22 protein-coding genes and 1 other RNA gene are annotated in these 20,236 nt (G+C 56.6%); 20 read left to right on the forward strand and 3 right to left on the reverse strand.

Going from position 1 to position 20,236, the window contains the following annotated elements; translation table 11 throughout:
• The first annotated feature begins 62 nt into the window (after positions 1-62).
• Complete coding sequence (locus DCC25_RS00695) at positions 63-1,673, forward strand: sensor histidine kinase (RefSeq protein ID WP_110100260.1); 1,611 nt, start codon at positions 63-65, stop codon at positions 1,671-1,673.
• Between the two features lie 200 nt (positions 1,674-1,873).
• On the opposite strand, the gene DCC25_RS00700 is transcribed toward DCC25_RS00695, so the two are convergent.
• The gene (locus tag DCC25_RS00700) at positions 1,874-2,122 is read right to left on the reverse strand and encodes a WhiB family transcriptional regulator (RefSeq protein WP_110098613.1); all 249 of its coding nucleotides are present in this window, start codon (positions 2,120-2,122) and stop codon (positions 1,874-1,876) included.
• A gap of 443 nt (positions 2,123-2,565) precedes the next feature.
• Here DCC25_RS00700 and DCC25_RS00705 point away from each other — a divergent pair, with 443 nt between their 5' ends.
• The gene (locus DCC25_RS00705) at positions 2,566-2,952 is read left to right on the forward strand and encodes a hypothetical protein (RefSeq protein ID WP_146206275.1); all 387 of its coding nucleotides are present in this window, start codon (positions 2,566-2,568) and stop codon (positions 2,950-2,952) included.
• A gap of 84 nt (positions 2,953-3,036) precedes the next feature.
• Here DCC25_RS00705 and DCC25_RS00710 read toward each other — a convergent pair whose 3' ends face one another.
• Positions 3,037-3,432: a DUF1844 domain-containing protein gene (locus tag DCC25_RS00710; protein ID WP_110123387.1), complete on the reverse strand. Its 396-nt coding sequence runs from the start codon at positions 3,430-3,432 to the stop codon at positions 3,037-3,039.
• A gap of 374 nt (positions 3,433-3,806) precedes the next feature.
• Here DCC25_RS00710 and infC point away from each other — a divergent pair, with 374 nt between their 5' ends.
• The 4 genes from infC to DCC25_RS00730 all read left to right on the forward strand — a co-directional run bounded on the left by infC (position 3,807) and on the right by DCC25_RS00730 (position 6,255).
• Positions 3,807-4,523 (forward strand): translation initiation factor IF-3, encoded by a 717-nt coding sequence (gene infC, locus DCC25_RS00715; RefSeq protein WP_233487812.1) that lies wholly within the window; start codon positions 3,807-3,809, stop codon positions 4,521-4,523.
• Between the two features lie 129 nt (positions 4,524-4,652).
• Positions 4,653-4,847, forward strand: a complete 195-nt coding sequence (gene rpmI / locus DCC25_RS00720; protein ID WP_110098615.1) for a 50S ribosomal protein L35 — start codon at positions 4,653-4,655, stop codon at positions 4,845-4,847.
• A gap of 80 nt (positions 4,848-4,927) precedes the next feature.
• Positions 4,928-5,311, forward strand: coding sequence for a 50S ribosomal protein L20 (rplT, locus tag DCC25_RS00725; RefSeq protein WP_110098616.1), 384 nt, complete (start codon positions 4,928-4,930; stop codon positions 5,309-5,311).
• 41 nt (positions 5,312-5,352) lie between these two features.
• Positions 5,353-6,255: an RNA methyltransferase gene (locus tag DCC25_RS00730; protein WP_110100261.1), complete on the forward strand. Its 903-nt coding sequence runs from the start codon at positions 5,353-5,355 to the stop codon at positions 6,253-6,255.
• Here DCC25_RS00730 and DCC25_RS00735 read toward each other — a convergent pair.
• On the reverse strand, positions 6,240-8,777 hold the full coding sequence (locus DCC25_RS00735) for an FtsK/SpoIIIE domain-containing protein (RefSeq protein ID WP_158524695.1): 2,538 nt from the start codon (positions 8,775-8,777) through the stop codon (positions 6,240-6,242). The genes DCC25_RS00730 and DCC25_RS00735 overlap by 16 nt on opposite strands.
• A 225-nt stretch (positions 8,778-9,002) precedes the next feature.
• On the opposite strand from DCC25_RS00735, the gene DCC25_RS11255 reads away from it, so the two are divergent.
• The 14 genes from DCC25_RS11255 (at position 9,003) to ssrA (ending at position 20,074) form a co-directional block, all read left to right on the forward strand.
• Complete coding sequence (locus tag DCC25_RS11255) at positions 9,003-9,302, forward strand: hypothetical protein (RefSeq protein WP_158278497.1); 300 nt, start codon at positions 9,003-9,005, stop codon at positions 9,300-9,302.
• A 337-nt stretch (positions 9,303-9,639) separates the two neighbouring features.
• On the forward strand, positions 9,640-10,866 hold the full coding sequence (locus DCC25_RS00740) for a CpaF family protein (protein ID WP_110098619.1): 1,227 nt from the start codon (positions 9,640-9,642) through the stop codon (positions 10,864-10,866).
• Positions 10,863-11,717, forward strand: coding sequence for a type II secretion system F family protein (locus DCC25_RS00745; RefSeq protein ID WP_110100263.1), 855 nt, complete (start codon positions 10,863-10,865; stop codon positions 11,715-11,717). Before DCC25_RS00740 ends, DCC25_RS00745 begins: the two co-directional genes overlap by 4 nt.
• Positions 11,714-12,649: a type II secretion system F family protein gene (locus DCC25_RS00750; protein ID WP_110100264.1), complete on the forward strand. Its 936-nt coding sequence runs from the start codon at positions 11,714-11,716 to the stop codon at positions 12,647-12,649. The genes DCC25_RS00745 and DCC25_RS00750 overlap by 4 nt, the downstream gene beginning before the upstream one ends.
• A gap of 91 nt (positions 12,650-12,740) precedes the next feature.
• Positions 12,741-12,938, forward strand: a complete 198-nt coding sequence (locus tag DCC25_RS00755; protein WP_110098622.1) for a hypothetical protein — start codon at positions 12,741-12,743, stop codon at positions 12,936-12,938.
• A 1-nt stretch (position 12,939) separates the two neighbouring features.
• Positions 12,940-13,344 carry a TadE/TadG family type IV pilus assembly protein gene (locus DCC25_RS00760; protein ID WP_110100265.1) on the forward strand — a complete coding sequence of 135 codons (405 nt, stop codon included), beginning with the start codon at positions 12,940-12,942 and terminating at the stop codon, positions 13,342-13,344.
• A complete protein-coding gene (locus tag DCC25_RS00765) occupies positions 13,322-13,768 on the forward strand; it encodes a TadE/TadG family type IV pilus assembly protein (RefSeq protein WP_146206276.1) in 447 nt (148 codons plus the stop codon). Before DCC25_RS00760 ends, DCC25_RS00765 begins: the two co-directional genes overlap by 23 nt.
• Positions 13,769-13,793: 25 nt before the next feature.
• On the forward strand, positions 13,794-14,243 hold the full coding sequence (locus DCC25_RS00770) for a hypothetical protein (protein ID WP_110100266.1): 450 nt from the start codon (positions 13,794-13,796) through the stop codon (positions 14,241-14,243).
• Positions 14,244-14,288: 45 nt separating this feature from the next.
• Positions 14,289-15,413 (forward strand): peptide chain release factor 2, encoded by a 1,125-nt coding sequence (gene prfB, locus DCC25_RS00775; RefSeq protein WP_110100267.1) that lies wholly within the window; start codon positions 14,289-14,291, stop codon positions 15,411-15,413.
• A 144-nt stretch (positions 15,414-15,557) separates the two neighbouring features.
• Positions 15,558-16,361, forward strand: a complete 804-nt coding sequence (gene ftsE, locus DCC25_RS00780; RefSeq protein WP_110100268.1) for a cell division ATP-binding protein FtsE — start codon at positions 15,558-15,560, stop codon at positions 16,359-16,361.
• Positions 16,358-17,272 (forward strand): permease-like cell division protein FtsX, encoded by a 915-nt coding sequence (ftsX, locus tag DCC25_RS00785; protein ID WP_110098628.1) that lies wholly within the window; start codon positions 16,358-16,360, stop codon positions 17,270-17,272. Before ftsE ends, ftsX begins: the two co-directional genes overlap by 4 nt.
• A 59-nt stretch (positions 17,273-17,331) precedes the next feature.
• Complete coding sequence (locus DCC25_RS00790) at positions 17,332-18,942, forward strand: M23 family metallopeptidase (protein ID WP_110098629.1); 1,611 nt, start codon at positions 17,332-17,334, stop codon at positions 18,940-18,942.
• 133 nt (positions 18,943-19,075) lie between these two features.
• Positions 19,076-19,591, forward strand: a complete 516-nt coding sequence (gene smpB / locus DCC25_RS00795) for an SsrA-binding protein SmpB (protein WP_110098630.1) — start codon at positions 19,076-19,078, stop codon at positions 19,589-19,591.
• Between the two features lie 113 nt (positions 19,592-19,704).
• Positions 19,705-20,074: a transfer-messenger RNA gene (gene ssrA / locus DCC25_RS00800) on the forward strand.
• The last annotated feature ends 162 nt before the right edge of the window (positions 20,075-20,236 follow it).

The raw sequence follows: 20,236 nt of genomic DNA on the forward strand, positions 1-20,236 counted from the left end.
TGACCAGTGTGCGTTTCGGTCTTGGTTCCCGGGGCGTCGTCGCGTCCCGCTAGGCTGGCATCATGCACCACGAACGGTACCCCGACCGATCTGATCGTGCCCAGCCACCGGCCTCGGCTGGCCCGGATACGGCGGCTCTGCGACTGCCACCCGCGGTCAGCCGGCTACCTCGGGACTGGCAGATCCTCTCCGATCTCGCCTTCTCTGACCTGGTCCTCTGGCTCCCGAGTATTAACACCCGGGATGCGACGGGAAAACCCGACCAAGCAGACTTTGTGGCAGCAGCCCAAGCCCGCCCCTTCACCGCCCAAACCACGCTGATCCGCGATCTGATCGGCTCCGCCCCACGCACCGGACTTCAGCCGTTGCTGATGCAGGTGCTGCGCACCGGCATCCCCGTCAACGGATCCGAACAACTGCAAGGCTCGGCAGCTCTTGGCGTCACGGTCTGGCCGGTGGTCGACGGCGACGAGGTACTGGCCGTGCTGTCGGTGCACAAGAACCTCGCGCGACAACGTCATTCTTCCCGGCTGGAACAGGCCTACCACCGGTCGGCCCAAGATTTATTAATGATGATCTCCAGGGGACTGTGGCCAGAACCCGATCAACGCCATGGGCCATCGTTGTCAGATCTCAGGGTCGGTGACGGGATGATTCGATTAGACGCCCAAGGCCTCGTTAACTTCATCTCGCCGAACGCAGTGTCCGGGCTCCGGAAACTCGGAATCCGGCAACCGCTGGAAGGCCGACAACTTTCCCGCGTCGTGACCGACTACCTGCCCCCGCGAGGCCACACCGACCACCTGCTACCTAGCGTTCTTTATGGTGTCAGCACGGAGACCACAGAGATCGAAACTCGAAAAGTGTCTCTGTCGATACGGTCGATCCCGCTACGAGATCGACACCGAGAGCGTTATGCCGCCGTATTACTCATTCGAGACGTCACCGAACTGCGCCATCGTGATCGACAGCTGATCGGTAAGGACGCGACCATTAAGGAAATCCACCACCGGGTGAAGAATAATCTGCAGACCGTCGGGTCGCTGTTACGCATGCAATCACGTCGCATGACCTCCCCGGAAGCCAAACATGAGTTGCTACTAGCCATGGGGCGGGTTGATACCATTGCCCGGGTTCACGAAACCCTGTCACAATCGGTGGATCGTCGCATCGACATGGACGAGTTGCTCTCCCAACAATTCACGATGGCGGTAGACATCGCTAACACCGGGCGGGACATCCACACCGAAATCTCCACGGCCTTCGGGCAACTCTCGAGTGAACTGGCCACCCCGCTGGCATTGATCGTCAACGAGCTTGCCACCAATGCGGTGGAACACGGCCTCGACTCCGAACTGGGGGGAACGGTATGGTTCCGGGCCTACTACAGCACCCAAATCCCGGAAAATTTGCCCGGAACCGAGCTCACATCACGACCCGTTGAGCACCTGATCGTCGAGATTGAAGACTCGGGTCGTCCTGGCCGGCCCGGCTACCAGGGCACGCGCGGTCCAGATCGTCCGGAGCATACCTCAGCGACGAGTGCCGGAGGGCTGGGCACACAAATTATCCGCACGTTGGTGGCCTCGGACCTGCACGGAACAATCTCATGGCAACTGGCAACCCCCGGCGGTCGTGGCACCTTGGCTCGGGTTAGTATCCCGGTTGAGTAGGAGTGAGAAAGACCGAAGTGGGCCAACAGGGCTCCGGAGCCCTGTCCTACGTGGCCTTCGTGTACTGCAGACAAACACCGGTCGTTTCAGGCTCTGGCAGATTGCTCAGGGCGGTGAAACGACCGGTCAAAGATCAGTCTCGGTGGCACTGATTCAAAAGTGTGGTCTGGGCCTTTTCTCAAGGGTGCTGGCTCTTCGGCTTAGGAAGCCCGGCGGGCACGAGCCTTACGGCGCTTCAGTGCGCGACGCTCGTCCTCGCTCATACCGCCCCAGACACCGTAATCCTGACCGGTGCTGATGGCCCACTGCAAACACTGTTCCATGACAGGGCACTGGTTGCAGATTGCCTTAGCTTCTTCGATCTGCAACAACGCGGGACCGGTGTTGCCCACCGGGAAGAAGAGCTCTGGATCCTTATCCAGGCACGCTGCCTTACTACGCCAATCCATAATGAATTGCTCCTTTTCGCTGCTGGTATGGCTCGCGACCGCTGTCCGTAAGAAACAGTTCAGCTTGTCAGAGGAGACAATGAGAAGAACTCGCGAGAAAACGGAGAGGGTGCGACGCTGTGAGCCCGGCCTGTACCGGCTCGTCGACTGTTGTTAATAATGTTTTCATGTGGTTTTGCTCCGTGCAAGAGACTAAAGTCACCGAAATGTCAAATTTGAAGAGATATTTGTCACAACAGCACTCTCAATTTGCGTCCACTGTGGCATGGGGCATAACATTCCGTCTTTTTAGTGAGCGCTCTTGACAGTGCGCCTTTTAGCCTGTTAGTTCACCTGAAGTTTGCCTACGTGGGGTGGAGAGTAGGCCGGTGGGCCCGTGATGGTATGAGACAATGATCCGGAAAGGGGCACAATCAGGGGTGGTCATCATCGAAGACAATCGCGTGGATAGTCGTGCACCACTGGTGTGGTTGCTCAGCCTCATTGTGGGTTGCCAAGGGCTTGTCCTTACGGTCTCGGCTGTGCTGGCCGTACTGAACATCGGAGATGGCACCTTAGGCCTGGGGGCAGAGCTATTCCTCGCCTTTCTCTTAGCCATCGGAGCGATCTGGTTGATCGTAGCAGCCTATGGCGTCGTAAAAGGTAAAGCCTGGACCAGGGCAGCGGTCATGGTGATTGAGCTGTTCGCCATTGTCCTGTCTTTTAACTACTTCTCCACGGCTGACTGGTGGTATGGCATCGCGTTCCTTGTCCCTGCGGCCGTAGCGTTAGTCATATTGTTTAGCCCGGCAGTGAATGCCCACATCACCCGACGAGAACCTGAACGGTAGCCAAGTTGACGCTAGCTCAAGCCCACTACCGGCCTGGTATATACCGGGTAGGTAGCGGGGATGAGAATAGATTCGTAGCGTGAGTCAACCGTAGACGGGGCCGGTAAACTTCTCGCCAGGGCCTTTGCCGTGTTCATCTGGGACGGTTGAGGCCTCGCGGAAAGCGAGTTGCAGGGTGCGCAGTCCATCACGTAGGGGAGCCGCGTGTGCCCCACCGATTTCCGGGGCAGCTGCCGTGACCAGACCGGCCAAGGCCGTGATGAGCTTGCGGGCCTCATCGAGGTCAGTTTGTTCTGCGGCATCGGGCAGGTCCGCCAGTCCGCATTTCACCGCTGCTGCGGTCATCAGGTGGATTGCGGTGGTATTAATGAGTTCCACGGCAGGAACGTCCTGAATTTCGCGAACCTGATCCTCGACCCCGTGCTGGAGGTCGTCGAGTTGCTCGTCGGACAGGTGGTCGTGGGAGTGTGGTTCTGTCATAGGTCTAAGCTTGGCATAGCTCTATGGATATTGCTCAAGGTTTACCCCGCGGGTCGCCGGGACTGCGTTGGATATCGAGGCGAGACCTGCTACCATAGGTCGGTAGACAAGTGGAGGTTTGCTCCCACCCGCGCTAGCAGGAAGTATCGCGACGATACCGAGTTTCCGGGTTATGCCAAGGGTATTGCTGAGCAGTCCCTTGAAGAGACGTCACGCTTTCAACATCTCAGAGTGACGTTTTAGCCTCCACTGTCTGACAGGGAGGCATTTTTTGTGTCACGATTCCGCGAGGTAACGCGGTGGCCCTGTGCCGTTGCGACAGACTATTTGAGGAGAACAGCATTAACGAGCCTAGAATCAATGAACGCATTCGCGTGCCAGAGGTCCGCCTTGTCGGCCCGCAGGGTGAACAAGTCGGAATCGTGCGTGTTGAAGACGCCTTGCGTCTGGCGGTCGAAGCGGATCTGGATCTTGTTGAGGTTGCTCCTAAAGCCAAACCCCCTGTGGCTAAACTCATGGACTTTGGCAAATGGAAATACGAAGCTGCGGTCAAGGCCCGTCAATCGAAGAAGAAGCAAGCCTCAACAACACTCAAAGAGGTGCGGTTCCGTCTGAAGATTGATACTCACGACTATGAGACCAAGACTGGCCGGGCCAAAAAGTTCCTGAAATCTGGGGACAAGGTCAAGGCGATGATTCAGTTCCGTGGCCGTGAACAACAGCGCCCAGAGTTGGGGATCCAGCTCTTGGAGAAGTTTGCTGAAGACGTAGCTGAGTATGGCGAAGTTGAATCTGCTCCGCGACAGGACGGTCGCAACATGGTGATGGTTGTGGGTCCGTTGCGTAACCGCAGAGATAAGAAAGACGCGAAGAAGCCGTCGTCACCGCAACGCTCTGGCGGTGGCTCTCGTCGCGACCGGGCTGCTGCTGCAGCGAAGGCCGCCAGAGAGCAACAGGCCAAGGACCGCGAGGTCAAGAATTTGGTGGGAGACGCCATGCCCGAGGAACTGAAGAAGATGGGTTCCTCAGCAACGTCTTCCTCCCAGGCTCCGAAGCCGGGGCCCAAGCCGCGGGCACCTCGGAAGAGCTAGCTCAGCGGTCACGATGAACCCGTACCCGCATCGATCACGCGATGAAGGGCAACAGAGTTTGGTGGAGGGCACCGAGCTCAGTCTGACTTCCTGGGGGAGTCAGCACAACCACGAAGGAGAACGGCAACTATGCCGAAGATGAAAACTCACAAGGGTGCCGCAAAGCGCTTCCGCGTGTCCGGTACCGGAAAGCTGATGCGTCAGCGTGCCAACCGTCGCCACTACCTGGAACACAAGTCGTCGCGACTGACTCGTCGTTTGAAGGGCGATGTCGCGGTGACCAAGGGTGACACTCGTCGTATCCGGAAAATGCTGGGTATCTAAGCATTCTTTTTACACACAACTTTGTGGTGGGGCCGTGTAGCTAAGACCCCGCCGATCATCGACTACTGAAGGAGATACGCGTGGCACGTGTGAAGCGGGCGGTTAACGCCCAGAAGAAACGCCGGACCGTCTTGGAGCGGGCTTCCGGCTACCGCGGACAGCGCTCTCGCCTGTACCGCAAGGCCAAAGAACAGCTGTTGCACTCGTATGTATACAACTACCAACACCGGCACAAGCGTAAGGGTGACTTCCGCCGTCTATGGATTACCCGTATTAATGCTGCTGCTCGAGCGAACGGAATGACCTACAACCGTTTCATCCAGGGCGTACGCTTGGCGGGCCTTGAGCTGGACCGTCGTATGCTGGCTGAGATTGCTGTTTCTGATGCAGCTACTTTCGCCAAAATCGTCGAGCAGGCTAAGAACGCTCTGCCTGAGGACGTCAACGCCCCGGCTGCCAGCTAGTCCGTTGGTATTCTGCGTCTACCGTAACGACCTGCATACCGATGAGCACTGAATGCCCCGTCCCGTTCCTGGACAACGCTCGATCCGATCGAGTTAAACACGTCGCAGGTTTGGGGGGGCGTTCTGCTGTGCGTCGTCGCCAAGGGCTGTTTCTGGCTGAAGGACCGCAAACCGTCCGGGAAGCGCTCAAAGCAGAAACCGGGCAACTTCAGGCAAAGACACCGTCGGCATCACAGCGTCGTGCGAGCTGGAGACCGGGATGTGTGATTGATCAACTTTACTGGACCTCGGAGCTCGAATCCTCTGATCCGGCATTATTTGGTCTTGTCCAGGACGTCGTCCGGCGACGTAATGTCTATGCTGCAGAGATTTCTCAGGACGTCTTAGAAGCCATGTCCGATACTCAGTCACCGCAATCGATCTTGGCTGTTTGCGCAATACCTGAACAGCCAGAGCAGCTTGACTTAGCCGGGTTGCATTTGGTCGCGGTGCTGTGCCGAGTACAGGATCCTGGAAATGTCGGCACGATTATCCGTGTGGCCGATGCGGTGGGTGCTGATGGGGTGTTTCTGACTAGCGGTAGCGTGGACCCCTTCAGTCCGAAGGTCGTCCGCTCCACGGCTGGTTCTTTATTTCATCTCCCCGTCTTGTCTCGCCTTGATATCGGAGAACTGGCACCCGAACTGTCCGCGACCGGAATGAAATTATTGGCGGCTGACGGGTACGGACAGACCACACTAGACATGCTGAGCGAGGCACAATTGGCCGACCCGACGGCCTGGATGTTTGGTAATGAGGCACAAGGGCTTAGCGATGATGAGCGACACCTGGCCGTCCAGTCGATCGCGGTGCCGATGTATGGCCAGGCTGAGTCTCTAAATGTTGCTACCGCCGCCACCGTGTGCATGTATGCCTCGGCCATGCAATATCATTCAGCAAGCTGAATTTCCAGGCCTTGTACAGGCCATCCTCGTCCCACGAGGACACCACGATATGGAATATGTGGGGCTTGACGTATCCGTGGCCAGACCATACGGTGTTCCTCGGTTGAGCCGAACCCCAGATATATCCGGTCGGTAATCAGCCCCACGGTGCGCCCCGCGGCCAATTCTCGGCCACCATGTATCAGGATTTTCAGTGTGTTGGGGAAGTTGCGGATCAGCGTCATTAAACGGTCTTCAAAACTCTCGAAGCCTCGACCAGGGATTCTTGAGGCCCACGCCGAAAAATGTCGAATAATGATGGTGAGCTGTTGGCCAGCTTGAAGGATTTCTCTCAAGGTCGCTAGAGCCTCTTCGAGTTCTTCACCGGTGCACTCAGCATGGAACGACCATCTGTTCTGAGAACTCTCCGTTATGTGGATTGCTCGTTCCACTGAGGATTCTTCTCGATGGGGGCGACCATCAAAGAGGGCCACCTTGTTGGCAATCCTTGGCGAAGGGTCCCCTTGGTGGTGCTGGGTGAAGAACGCCGGGACTGCCCGATCTAGCAGTTTTTCGGCACCAGATCCGCTGGCGCCGATGACGGCTAAAGAACCGGTTAGGATCCAGGGTTTTCGTCCGCTCTGAGGCGTTGCCTCGGAAGAAGTTGTCTTGGGGTTCCACCATATCGGAGCTTGCATCCGTTCGGTTGGGTGGTCGACGAGCCCTAGGATCATGCCTGATGTCGGTGTTAACGGGTCTGTGCTCTGAGTGCTAGGATTCCAGTGCTCGGGTAGCGAAGGCAAGACAATGGGGTCAGGACATAACAGACCGGCCTGTTCATGGGCTTGGGTAATCATGGATACCACCCGTGGCCACTTCGTGGTGGCGACAGTCTTTGTCGACACCGGGCGATCGGCGGAGACTGGGGTGAGCGTGACCGGTTCAGAAGGTAGTCGCATAATAGGAGTCTGAAAGATCTCGGAATCGGCCGGTCCGCGACGCAGAATCCCACGTCCTGGCTGAGAAGCGCTGATGCGATAGGCCGAGGCATCACCGATCAGGTCCCAGGAATCTTGTTCTGTTGCTGTGCGAAGACAGAGTACCGAGCCCAGATTCGCCCGCACGTCAGAGGTCACGGTCCCCTGAGCCCGCTGTGTTGCCAACACCAAATGGAATCCCAGTGAGCGTCCCGTGGAGGCGAGGCGGATCAGAACATCTTGGGCTTGACGGTGGTCTTCGATTAGCATTTTCAGTTCATCGATGGCCACCACAAGCCGTGGCAAGACGACATGGGGCACGTTCTGTCGGAACGATGAGTAATCGGGGACCCGATACTCAGCAAAGAGCTTCTCTCTGCGGTGTAATTCGGCTTCGATAGCTCCCAAAGATCGCAAAGATAGTCCGGCGCTGAGGTTGGTTTCCACCGCCATCACATGTGGCAGGTCCTCGAGGACCGCGAAGGAGGAACCACCTTTAAAATCGAGGAGTACCATCGATAGCTGGTCCGCAGGGTAGTTCATCGCTAGTTGGGCTAGAACAGTCAGTAAGAGCTCAGATTTTCCCGATCCGGTCGTGCCGGTAATCAACACATGTGGTCCGTCTGCGACCAGATCTAAAGCGTCGGCGCTATCTCTGGCATCGATCTCCACCCGCAGATCTCCCGCGCTATGAGCGGTAAAAAATGTAGACGGAAGGCTCAACAGCGGGCTATGACTCCTGGTTGCCGGTAATTGGCTGAGTAGGCGTGAAGTAACCAAATCTAAAGTGGTGACACTTATCCCAAAGAAGTTGATCTGCGAGATATCTTGGCCCAGACCTGATACTGAGCCATCGCTAACATCAAACACCACCTCTTGGCTGGCCGGAGGTCTGGGACAGTTCTCGTCTACCTGTTCAATCCGTACCAGGGGAGTACGGGCGAATTTTTGGTCCAGGTCGTCCCGAGTGAGCGTACCGGTCGTATCAATGATTGTTGATGGTAGGACGGAATCGATCAGTTCCTTGTCCCGTTCGGAATTCGTATGGACCCAGACACGTTGTTGGGTGGCCGCTGCGTGATGGTGGCACTGTGCCAGCAGCCAGTGTGTGACCGAGGCAAGCTGTTCGGGTAGCCCGCGGACCACGGTGGTTGAGCCTGGAGCCAGATGTTGGGCGATAGCGGTATGAACTTGGGTATGCTGCGCCCATTTCTCGTCGGCGTCACTCCGCACAAGCTTGACCGCGAGGATCCCGTCTCCCCAGCGGATGGTTGGAGTTGCTAAATGCGGTCGGAGCAGCCCGAGCGGATCTGGGGCGATAGATCGCAGAGCGAAACGCAGTTGGTCTGGAGTGTATGTTTCATTCAGTCGGTGTTGTCCCTGTTCGGTAGATAGTCGGGTGATCGTTGCGATAAACTTCCGGCGTTTCGCGCGATATTGACTGATCATGACCACGGCGACGATCACCGAAATCGCGCTGAAGAGCAGGAAATACCACATTCCTGTGACAACCATCATCACCAGTCCGATGATCATCGGACTGGCTGCCATTACCAGTTGAAGCACAACATTCGGCGGCTGAGGCTCCGGGCCCGGATCAATCTCCAGTACGGCTGGGGCCCTTAACTCTGGCAGCCGGGGATAGTGCGGGGAGACGAGACGAAAACTTGTCTGCCCTCTGGACAGAGTCTCTTGTGCCGGCCACTGCGATGAAACCGATCTCTCGTGCGACGTTTCGGCAGGTTGTGTTAGCGGGCTGTAGGTTGTCAACTGGGTGGTGTGCTGCGTCAGATGCACGCTGAAATCACGATCGAGCAGATACGGATCGTTGATTTGATAGTGCGCGTGCTGTCGGCCCACGGACAATGGTTCTCGTGTGACCGGCACAAGACGCCCGGCGTCAGGTCCGGTAGTAGTCACGAGATTCAACCCAGGATGATCTATCCGTTCCTTTGGTATTGCGTGGTCAGGCCGGGCAATCAGCCGCAGGACATGACCGGCCGAGGGCACATGCTCGCAACATTGGGTGAGCTGAGTGTGATCGAGGTCCGCCAAGCGACGTTGCTCGAACCACAACTGGTAGTCCCGTAGCTGGGCTTCTGCGTGCTGTCTGATCAGCTGTTCCAATTCAGCACCGCCACCCGCGGGAAGGTTTTCAAGCACCCATCGGGGCGGTTGCGGAGTTGCTAGTCCGAAGAGCTCAAGAAGCATCGTCAATCCGGTGTGTCATGGGTTTCTGGTCGGTTCTATCTTCGTCGCCGGGTACGAATGCGTCGAGAGTATTTGTAAGACCTGTGGATAATATAAATTATCCAGAAATTTCAGGAACCACTGTTTTCTCAGCTCAATTTATTGTTTACAGTGAGTGGGGTCACAGTTTTGTGATGTCAGACGACAGTTTTGGTTGCTGAAGGGGAGCAATGATTCGATGGACGCTTTGCGCATACTGGAAACAGAAGTTCGCGAAGAGATACGCCGATCCAATATTGACCCTTCTAAAGATCTCACTGCAGTTCGAGACCTCGTCTACCACGTCACACAGAACTATGATGCGCGTTCACTGACAGGCAGCGTGCCGGTTTTGGCCGATCGTGAGGTTGCTCAAAAAGCCGTGCTAGACGCTGTCGCTGGTTTCGGACCGCTGCAACGGCTGCTGGACGATGATTCTGTCGAAGAAATCTGGATCAACTCTCCCGACCAAGTTTTCTGCGCTCGCGGTGGCACCACAGAGTTGACCAATGTCTCGTTGAGTGCGCAACAGGTTCGAGACTTGGTCGAGAAGATGCTGAAAAGTTCGGGGCGTCGACTCGACCTGTCCTCACCGTTCGTTGACGCTGCCTTACCCGACGGATCACGGCTCCACGTGGTTATTCCGGAGATTACGGCACAACACTGGGCCGTTAACATTCGAAAATTCGTTGTTCGAGCGCACAACCTTCAGGATTTGGTCCGTACCCGCTCGCTAACCGCTCAAGCCGCCATGTTTTTAGAGGCTGCCGTGACTGCCGGGCTGAACATTCTGGTGTCCGGTGCCACTCAAGCCGGGAAAACCACTCTGTTGAATTGTCTATCCGCTGCCATCGGGGCCAGAGAGCGAGTGATTACCGTTGAGGAGATCTTTGAACTGCAGATACCGGTTCGTGACGTGGTGAGCATGCAGTGTCGGCAGGCCAATCTGGAAGGTTATGGTGAGATTTCGTTGCGTCGCCTGGTAAAAGAAGCCCTGCGGATGCGTCCGGACCGGATTATTGTCGGAGAGGTCCGCGAGGCCGAAAGCTTGGACATGCTCATTGCGATGAACGCCGGACTGTCGGGAATGTGCTCGGTGCACGCCAACAGTGCCCAGGATGCACTCACCAAAATCTGCACGCTACCTTTATTGGCAGGGGACAATATCACCTCACAATTCGTGGTCCCGACGGTGACCAGTTGTTTTGACCTGGTGGTGCACTGTGAAAAAGACCGCCGAGGACAGCGACGGATAGCTGAGATCCGTGCGGTCGGGCAACGTGTCGAAGCCGGTGTGATCGAATCGGCTCCAGTCTTTCATCGACCAGAGCACGAACTAGTTTTTAACCCCAGCGGCTTGGTGGATAGCAAAAAGTTTCGTGACCACGGTATGGACGTCCGCGCTTTGATGGGCGCGAACGCATGAGCGTGTTGCTCGGGCTCATCCTAGGGGTCGGGCTACTCCTGATTTGGCTGTCATGGTGGGCCCAGCCTGCCCAGGAGAGTCGCAAGCCCTCTCGCGTGTCAGGACTTCAGCACCTGGTTATTCGTTCTGGGATCGAACGCATTACCGTCCCCACTGTCGTGGCTAGTTCGGCCATTTTGGCTTTGGTGGTGGGGCTGGTCATGATTGCCCTGACGAGAGCGGTTCCGTTGGGGATCTGCTTTGGACTCTTCGCAGCTCTGCTTCCATTTGGCATCTTGAAATCGTCAGCCAGAAAACGGCAAGCGACGATGCGCGAGGTATGGCCCGAGGCGGTAGACCATTTACGGTCCGCGATTCGTGCCGGATTGACGTTGCCCGAGGCGTTGTCACAATTGGCGATTCACGGTCCCGAAGAACTCAGACCCGCGTTGGAAGATTTCACCGCAGATTATCGGGCCGGAATGCGATTCTCTGGTGCCCTAACACGCCTTAAGGAGCGTCTGGCCGATCCAGTAGCCGATCGGCTGGCGGCATCGTTGATGATGACCCGGGATGTCGGTAGCGCAGATATTGGTGCAGTACTGGAGACCTTGGCGGACTTTTTGCGTGAAGAGGCACAAACTCGAGCTGAACTGGAAGCGCGACAGTCTTGGACTATCAACGGGGCGCGTCTGGCTGTGGTCGCGCCGTGGGTCGTGCTACTACTTTTGGCAACACAACCGCAGGCGTTGGCTGCTTATCAAACGATGGCAGGCATGCTCGTGTTGCTGTTCGGCGTGGTGGTTAGTGCCTTGTGCTATTGGCTAATGCGCAGGATTGGGGCTCTTCCGGCTGAGAGGAGAGTTTTATGAGCGTGCCAAGTTGGTTGGCCTTAGGGTGCGGGGCACTTTTAGGTACCGGTCTTGTATTGATCATGTTGGTCGTGTGGACAGGTGGGTCGCCCTCGCTAGTCCAGCGCGTCCAACCTCAGCTCCGGGGATTTGCTCCTGCGACGGCACCGGTGACGGCTCGGCCCAGTGGGGTCCTCGGTACGATCTACAAATTGGCCGCCCCGTTGCTGGGTCGAGTGGCCAGACTGCTGGATATGATGAACCTCGGTTCTGACCAATTACAGAGAAAACTGTGGAGCGCTGGCCTCGAGATGACCGTGGCACAGTATCGCACAGAGCAACTCATGTATGCCCTACTTGGAGCATCCGCCGGAATGGTGGTCAGTATCGGGCTTGCCGTGAACTACTCACTCACGCCCCTGCTAGGCGTCATCGTGGTTCTTGGTCTTGGCGTCCTGGGTTTCTTCTTGCGGGATAATGTTCTCAGCTCCCAGGTATCTCGTCGCAAAGCCCGTATCTTGGCGGAGTTTCCCACCGTGACCGAACTAGTTGCTTTGTCAGTATCGGCCGGAGACACTGCACAGGGTGCCATCGAACGGGTGGCCAACTCCGCTGAGGGAGAGCTGGCTACCGAATTTGATCGCGTGATGCGAGATCTCCATGCCGGTTCCAGCTTCGCTACTGCCCTGCGGTCCTGTGACCACCGGGTCCAGATACCGGCCGTCGAACGATTCATCTCTGGGCTCTTGGTGGCCTTGGAACGCGGTACTCCGCTGTCGCAGGTCTTAAGGGCACAAGCCCATGATGTCCGTGAGATGTCGAAACGAAACTTGATGGAAGTCGCGGGCAAGAAAGAGATCGGCATGATGGCCCCATTGATCTTCGGCATCCTGCCCCTGACAGTCCTCTTTGCCGTCTACCCGGGCCTCTCGCTATTGAACCTCGGTGTTTGAGAGTCTCGAGCAATACAGACTAGATCACCCCCCAAAAAACAAATGACCAGAAATCCACGACGAGTAAGTCACGACAAGAAGGAGACACACTATGAAGAGCCTGATCACGTTGATGATCTGGATGTCCAATTCACTCCAGCGCCTGGGACGAGATGAACGAGGAGATGTTCCAGGCTGGGTGATGATTACCCTGATGTCGGCTGTGCTGGTGGCTGGCCTGCTGGCACTTGCCGGCCCGGCTCTGGCAGACCTCTTCAACCAGGCGATCGATCAAGTTTCAACAAACTAAGATGTGGGAATCCATCGGCTCGTTGCGACGTGAGCGTGGCTCCGCCGTGGCGGAATCAACCATGATCATCGCCGTCATTGCGGTGCTGATGGTTTCGATCATGCAACTAGCGGTCATTATTCACACGCGCAATACGATGATTGACGCGGCCTCAGCAGGCGCCCGTTATGCGGGGCTAGCTGATAAGTCCGTCAGCGACGGCGTGGAGCGGGCCGAGACGCTACTGACCGAGTCGATACCGGGGGCTTCGCAGGCTCAGGTGAGTGCTCAGGTTTCCGCAGTACCCGGTGGTGATGGAGCGGAGTTGATTACCATCACCGTCGAGCACGGCATTCCCATGGTTGGGTTCGTCGCCGCTCCTGTCACGTGGGAGGTGAGTGGCCATGCGTATAGCTTCACCCAATAGATGCGACCATCGCGCCGATGAGGGGTCTTCGACCGTGGAATTCACGGTACTTGCTGCCGTACTACTGGTGCCGGTGATCTATTTCTTAGTACTCATCGCCCAGATCCAATCCGCCGGCTACGCCACCGTTGCAGCGGCTGATCAGGGCGTGAGAATGCTTGCGCAGGCTTCGGACGATGAACAGGGCGAGCAACGAGCCAGAGCCAGCATTGAGCGAACCGTGGAGGATTACGGCGTTGATCCAGACCAAATTACCGTCGCCATTCACTGCTCACCAGACAGTTGCACCGCTCCGGGCTCACTAGCGCAGATCGAAATATCCACTAGTGTGGGTCTTCCGCTGGTTCCCAGTATCTTAGGTAACCCGACCAGCGTGGCCACGTTGAACTCAGTCGCTGACTATCAAGTGGGTGAATTTGAGTAAGGTACTAGCTCGATGGCGTGTCCGAATGTGCGAAGATTCAGGACAGACCAGCATTTTGCTGGTGGGGATATGCGCCGTCTTGTTGTCCTGTGCGGTCACGATCTTGGCAATCACACAGGTCAATCTCCAGTCGCGCAAGCTCCTATCGACCGCCGACACTGTGGCATCCGTGGCGGCCGCCGACTTTCGTCTTGATGCACCTGCCATCTCAGAACCCAATAGCAACAGCGTGGTAACCCAAACGCCAAGACTCAATGCCCGGTCGGCCCGGGGGCGGGTTGAAGACTATCTCAATTCTTCGGGGGCCTACCAGCGGTTCGGCGACCTTGACGTCGTCGATGTCCGAGTCCTTGGCGGGGATACAGTGGTGGTGGAGTTGACTGCACAGGCGGAGGTCCCGGTGGTGAGTTGGTTTCTTCCCGATGGGGTAGAGGTTCACGCAGAGTCCAGCGCTCGCACCAGTCTGCAACGCTGAGTCGTTTTCTGCCCTCCGGCTCAGATGACGTAGGCTTGGAGGGTCATGGCTGAAATTGATTTCCCCGCTGAGATCGCGGGTCTACGTTCTACCTATGCCTCGATTGCGGAAGTCTCCGACTTGCCGCAGATTCGCGCTGACGTCGAGGAGCTATCCGGTCAGGCTGCGGCACCTGATCTATGGGACAACCCTGATGAGGCTCAAAAAATCACCTCCAAGCTCTCGAGGCGTCAGCACGAACTGGAACGGTTGACCACCATGGAATCACGCATTGACGATCTCGAAGTCATGGTGGAATTGGCCAGGGAAGAGTCAGAACCGGCCATTTTGGATGACGCGGCCAGTGAGCTCTCCAGCATCCGCGATGCACTTAGCCAGCTAGAAACTGTCACGCTACTCAACGGTGAATATGATGAGCGCGAGGCGGTGGTGACTATTCGCTCTGGTGCCGGTGGTGTGGATGCTGCCGACTTCGCCGAAATGCTGATGCGAATGTATTTGCGCTGGGCCGAACGCCACGGGTACCCGACCAAGGTGATGGACACCTCCTATGCAGAAGAAGCCGGGATGAAGTCGGCAACTTTTGAGGTCAATGCTGAATACGCATATGGAACGTTATCGGTTGAAGCCGGAACGCACCGTTTGGTCCGTATTTCTCCTTTCGACAACCAGGGACGTCGACAGACCTCCTTCGCCGCGGTTGAAGTCGTGCCGGTGATTGAATCCGATGACTCGCTGGAGATTCCCGAGACAGAGCTGAAGATCGATGTGTTCCGTTCCTCAGGCCCTGGTGGTCAGTCGGTCAACACCACCGACTCTGCGGTGCGTATGACCCATATTCCCACCGGGATCGTGGTGTCGATGCAGAACGAGAAGTCTCAGATTCAAAACCGCGCTGCTGCCCTGCGGGTCTTGCAGTCGCGGTTGCTGTTGCTACGCCAGCAGGAAGAAGATGCCAAGAAGAAAGAACTCGCCGGTGACGTAAAAGCCAGCTGGGGTGATCAAATGCGCTCTTATGTGCTCAATCCCTATCAGATGGTGAAAGATCTGCGGACCGGGCACGAGGAAGGTAACCCCGACAAGGTCTTCAACGGCGAAATTGATGACTTTATCGATGCTGGCATCCGGTGGCGTGCCGGTGACCGGCATGACGGCGAGGACGAGAACTAATCGACTTCGGCGACACAGCATCTCTCATGGCTCAGCCTCCCACAACGGTTACCAATTCGTGACTATTCTTGAAGGGCCGGCGCTGGAAGACTTCCCCGATTAGGCCACACCGCCGGCGGGTATTCTGCCCGGTCGGAGTAGAACATGATTCGATTCGAAGATGTCACGAAGGTTTATCACCGTACCTCGCGACCAGCACTCGAAGACGTGACCGTTGAAATAGAACGCGGTGAGTTCGTCTTCTTAGTTGGTGCCTCCGGATCCGGTAAATCAACTTTTATCCGACTGGTCCAGCGAGAAGAACGTGCAAGCTCCGGTTCCGTCTACGTCTCAGGAAAAAACGTCGCCAAACTGCCGAGCTGGCGGGTTCCTCACCTGCGACGCGGTTTGGGCGTGGTCTTTCAGGACTTTCGGTTGTTGCCGAACAAAACCGTGTTTGCCAACGTGGCCTTTGCAATGCAAGTGTTAGGCAAACGTAATGCCTTGATCAGCCAAAACGTGCCCGATGTGCTCGAGACCGTGGGGTTGGCGGGGAAAGAGAAGCGGATGCCACACGAGCTATCCGGTGGTGAGCAACAGCGCGTGGCGATTGCTCGTGCGGTTGTGAACCGCCCGGCGATTCTGTTGGCCGATGAGCCCACCGGTAACCTCGACCCCGAAACGTCCTGGGGAATTATGGAAGTTCTGGACAAGATCAACCAGAACGGCACTACCGTGGTGATGGCGACCCACGATCACGACATCGTTAACTCGATGAAAAAGCGTGTGGTGGAACTTGTGGATGGTCGTATTGTGCGTGATGAAGCCGAAGGCGGTTACTCTCCCTCCATTAGTCCTGAACACGAGCGCCAGCTGCAGGCCTATGGAGATGACCAGCCGATGCCACGTCGTGCCACACGGCGCGGTGAGGCAGTTCAGGAACAGATCGTCCAGGAGGGTCAGCAGTGAGAGTTAGGTTTATTTTCGGCGAGACTTTCTCTGGTATTCGCCGAAACCTCTCGATGGTCATCTCGGTCATTCTGGTGACTTTTGTGTCCCTGACCTTCGTCGGAGCCGCCGGTCTCCTTCAGCAACAAATTAACCAGATGAAGGGCTATTGGTACGACCGGGTTGAAGTGGCGATCTTCTTGTGTACCGAAAATTCCCTGTCGGCGGCCTGTTCGGCGGGCGCGGTGACCGATGAACAACGCCAGGCCATTGAAGACCAGCTCGAATCGCCGCAAGCAGCAGAGTATGTCGACAGCTACGAGTACGAGTCTCAAGAGATGGCGTTGGAGATTTTCCAAGAGCAGTTTGCCAACTCCGAAATGGCTGAGGTAGTCACGGCTGACCAGCTCCCGGAATCATTCCGGGTGAAATTGGTAGACCCCGAACAATACGAAGTGATCAACGAGATGTTCGCCAATATGCCGGGCGTTGAGGAGGTCTCAGATCAGCGAGAATTGCTGGAGTCGTTATTTGCAATCATGAACATCGCCTCAGTCGTTGCGGTCGGACTGGCCGTGGTGATGTTGGTGACAGCAACGCTTTTGATCGCGACCACCATCCGGCTCTCCGCCTTCTCCCGCCGACGCGAGACCGGGATTATGCGCTTGGTCGGCGCCTCCAAATCCATGATCCAACTCCCGTTTCTGGCAGAAGGTGTGTTGGCGGCGGTCCTTGGCGCGGTGCTGGCATCGGTGACGACGTGGGCACTGGCAGAGTTCTTTGTTGGTAACTGGTTGGCCACCCAATATCCAGACACTGGCTTTATATCCGGGCAAGATGCCCTCGTTCTCATACCATTGTTGATAGTGATTGCCGTGGTTCTGGCTGCGGTCTCGTCCTGGTTGACATTGCGGCGATACCTCAAGGTCTAGCTCGGCAGTGGCCTGCTTGAGTCCTTCGTCTTCCCCCGTTCCGTGAAGGAGTACTTTTCATGAGCCGTAACCGGCTACCTCTGTGTGTTATTGCGACTGGCTTGATGGCGGTGCTGACAGTCAGCAGTATCGCGCCAGCCCATGCGCAGGACAAGGTCGATGAGTTGCAACAGCAGCTGGACGAATCGCGTCAGCAGGAATCAGACTTGTCTGATTCCTTGTCGGATTTGGAAAGCCAAAAGCAAAAACTGGAGTCTGACCGGGGCGACTTGAATGCCAACCTGGAAGGGCTCGATGAGGACATCCGGAAAAAGGTCACGGAGCTCAACGAGTTGCAAGAGCAGTTGCCCGGTGCGCAACAGGCTGTTGAAGACGCAGAGTCTCGAGTGCAAGCTGCCGTGGATGAAGTGCAGTCGCTCAAGAGTCGATTGACCTCAGCCCAGCAACGTCGTCAGGAAATTCAGGCCGAGATCGATGACTCGGAACAACAGGTTGCACAAGCGCGCGAGGAAGTTGGCCAGATTGCCCACCAGGCCTACCGGCGTGGCGGGGTCTCGCAAGATCTGTCGTTTATGCTCGGTGTTTCTGATTCCTCCCTGCCCGAGACTATGGGACTGACTCAGCAGGCGCTACGCATCCAATCCTCACGGTCTTCCCAGGCCTCCCAGCAGGCAGCCACCGACCGTAATACGGACGCACGTCTCGCCGGTGTGGAACAAGAAATCGAAGAGCTACAGGCACAGGCCGAGGAAGCTCTCGAAGCTGAAGAAAAAGCCCGTGACGAGGCTCGAGCCGCAAAGAAGGAGTTGGACACGATGGTGTCCGACACCGAGCGGCTCACGGAAGAACTGAAGGCCGAACGTCCGAAGATTCAGAAGCAGATCGACGAGAACCGCGCCGAGCAATCTTCGGTGAACGAAGACATCGCTCAGCGTCAGCGGGAGTTGCTCGATCAAGAATCAGCAACCTCGGACTTAGAAGGCCAATACCAAGAGGCAGTCGAAGAGGCTGAACGCAAACGCAAGGAAGCAGAAGAAGCGGAACGTAAGGCTCGTGAAGCAGAGGAACGAGCAGCGGCCGCTAAGGCGTCGGAACGTCAGCGCAAGGAGGCTGAAGAAGCACGGAAAAAGGCCGAAGAAGCCTCTAAGGCCTCGCGTGACGCAGACCAAAAAGTCACAGAAGAGGCTGCGGCCAACGAGTCGTCCAAATCATCGGGCTCCTCGGGATCCTCGAAACCTTCCAGCAGTTCCTCGGCGTGGGGTCTGGTTCCTCCCCTCAATACCTACCAGACTTCTGGATTTGGGTGGCGTCCCACCCCAGCCGGAACTTTTGACTATGGAGGAGCTGGCGGATACGTTCACACCGGAATCGACTATGGCGGTGGCTGTGGTCTACCGATCAAGGCCGCCGCGTCCGGCACGGTCATGAACGCTGACTGGGCCGTGTGGACCTCGGGTCGTCGCGTCGTCATTTCGCACGGGCAGGTTAACGGTCGGCTATTGGCCACAAAGTACCATCACATGACCCGTTACGTCGTCAGTCCAGGTCAGAAGGTCAACCAGGGTGACGTCATCGGTTATACCGGCACAACCGGTAACTCCACCGGGTGCCATTTGCACTTTGAAACGCTGTTAGACGGGACCGCGGTTGACCCCGAGGGCTTGCTCTAACTATTTCCACGTCGCGACCCTCTCTGACCCGTTAGATGACTTCGGAGAGGGCCGACGTGTATAATTTTTGGGTTGATCGACAAGATGTGCCCGGTATGTTCAACGAGATCTTGGGGAAGAGGTGAGGCTGACGATGGCGAAGAAATCGAACGGGAAAAAAACACCTGACCCCAATAGCCAGGTTGTTGCCTCGAACCGGAAAGCTCGTCACAACTACACGATCAAAGATACCTATGAAGCCGGGCTGTCTCTGATGGGAACTGAGGTTAAATCACTACGCGAGGGACAAGCCTCGATTGGTGATGGGTTCGCCCAGTTTACCAATGGTGAGCTCTACCTCGAACAGGTCTACATTCCTGAATACCTCAACGGTTCTTGGACGAACCATGCATCGCGACGCCGGAGAAAATTGCTACTACACCGTGCAGAATTGAATCGGCTTGAGCGCGCTGTCCAGGACAAAGGCGTTACCATTGTGCCACTTAAGCTCTATTTTAAGAATGGTATCGCCAAGGTAGAGATCGCCGTTGCCGAGGGTAAGCGTGACTTTGACAAGCGCCAAGCACTTCGTGAGCAGCAAGATGCGCGTGAGGCACAACGAGCGATGCGGCAAGCCAACCGGCGCGGGGTCTCCGCGTTGGAGTTTTAGCTCTTTGCAGAAGAACACAGCTCCCGGGCAATCAGGGAGCTCGCGTGACTTGCGGGCGGACTTTCGACGGGTTATTCTGGTGTATCCACGATTTCGTGGAACATAATCGAAGAGGGGACGATCGGTTTCGACGATGTGAGTTGAGGTAAGGGAAGCGTGCCGAGGACGCAAAGTCATCTCGTAAACGCCCTTTGCAATCAATTAAGTGCCGAATCTAAGCGCACTGACTTCGCTCTCGCTGCCTAATCAGTGATCGAGTCCGTCAGCCCGGGAATGCTATCGGCCCGGTGTCTGGCGTCGATTAGATAGCCACTGTTCGTTGACCCTGTCGGGGGAATCAACGAAGACCTGAAGCCGACTAGACCTGAACGATCGCCTGTCTGTGGGACGATCGAGGTCGATAAAACTTCAGAACAGACTGCGCACGGAGAAGCCTACTGAAGTTCACATCGGACCCGGGTTCGATTCCCGGCGTCTCCACCCTAGGCCCGCTAACTCGTTGAGTTGGCGGGCTTTTTCGTTGCACATAAAGGGAAGTAGCGGAATCACGCTCATCCTCAAACAAAGGGTCCACGTTCGACATGTCACGGATTGCAGGGAAGAACTCGGCAGGATGGGGGCTAACTGGGAATAAGACGACCGAGC

This window comes from Auritidibacter sp. NML120636 (genome assembly GCF_003185945.1).
Classification (GTDB): Bacteria; Actinomycetota; Actinomycetes; order Actinomycetales; family Micrococcaceae; genus Auritidibacter; species Auritidibacter ignavus.

Excerpts from the sequence above, each read along its gene's own strand:
- DCC25_RS00695 (WP_110100260.1), top strand. The coding sequence starts at position 63 with ATGCACCACGAACGGTACCCCGACCGATCTGATCGTGCCCAGCCACCG.
- DCC25_RS00700 (WP_110098613.1), bottom strand. The coding sequence starts at position 2,122 with ATGGATTGGCGTAGTAAGGCAGCGTGCCTGGATAAGGATCCAGAGCTC.
- DCC25_RS00710 (WP_110123387.1), bottom strand. The coding sequence starts at position 3,432 with ATGACAGAACCACACTCCCACGACCACCTGTCCGACGAGCAACTCGAC.
- rpmI (WP_110098615.1), top strand. The coding sequence starts at position 4,653 with ATGCCGAAGATGAAAACTCACAAGGGTGCCGCAAAGCGCTTCCGCGTG.
- DCC25_RS00730 (WP_110100261.1), top strand. The coding sequence starts at position 5,353 with ATGAGCACTGAATGCCCCGTCCCGTTCCTGGACAACGCTCGATCCGAT.
- DCC25_RS11255 (WP_158278497.1), top strand. The coding sequence starts at position 9,003 with ATGCACGCTGAAATCACGATCGAGCAGATACGGATCGTTGATTTGATA.
- DCC25_RS00740 (WP_110098619.1), top strand. The coding sequence starts at position 9,640 with ATGGACGCTTTGCGCATACTGGAAACAGAAGTTCGCGAAGAGATACGC.
- DCC25_RS00745 (WP_110100263.1), top strand. The coding sequence starts at position 10,863 with ATGAGCGTGTTGCTCGGGCTCATCCTAGGGGTCGGGCTACTCCTGATT.
- DCC25_RS00750 (WP_110100264.1), top strand. The coding sequence starts at position 11,714 with ATGAGCGTGCCAAGTTGGTTGGCCTTAGGGTGCGGGGCACTTTTAGGT.
- DCC25_RS00755 (WP_110098622.1), top strand. The coding sequence starts at position 12,741 with ATGAAGAGCCTGATCACGTTGATGATCTGGATGTCCAATTCACTCCAG.
- DCC25_RS00760 (WP_110100265.1), top strand. The coding sequence starts at position 12,940 with ATGTGGGAATCCATCGGCTCGTTGCGACGTGAGCGTGGCTCCGCCGTG.
- DCC25_RS00765 (WP_146206276.1), top strand. The coding sequence starts at position 13,322 with ATGCGTATAGCTTCACCCAATAGATGCGACCATCGCGCCGATGAGGGG.
- DCC25_RS00770 (WP_110100266.1), top strand. The coding sequence starts at position 13,794 with ATGTGCGAAGATTCAGGACAGACCAGCATTTTGCTGGTGGGGATATGC.
- prfB (WP_110100267.1), top strand. The coding sequence starts at position 14,289 with ATGGCTGAAATTGATTTCCCCGCTGAGATCGCGGGTCTACGTTCTACC.
- ftsE (WP_110100268.1), top strand. The coding sequence starts at position 15,558 with ATGATTCGATTCGAAGATGTCACGAAGGTTTATCACCGTACCTCGCGA.
- DCC25_RS00790 (WP_110098629.1), top strand. The coding sequence starts at position 17,332 with ATGAGCCGTAACCGGCTACCTCTGTGTGTTATTGCGACTGGCTTGATG.
- smpB (WP_110098630.1), top strand. The coding sequence starts at position 19,076 with ATGGCGAAGAAATCGAACGGGAAAAAAACACCTGACCCCAATAGCCAG.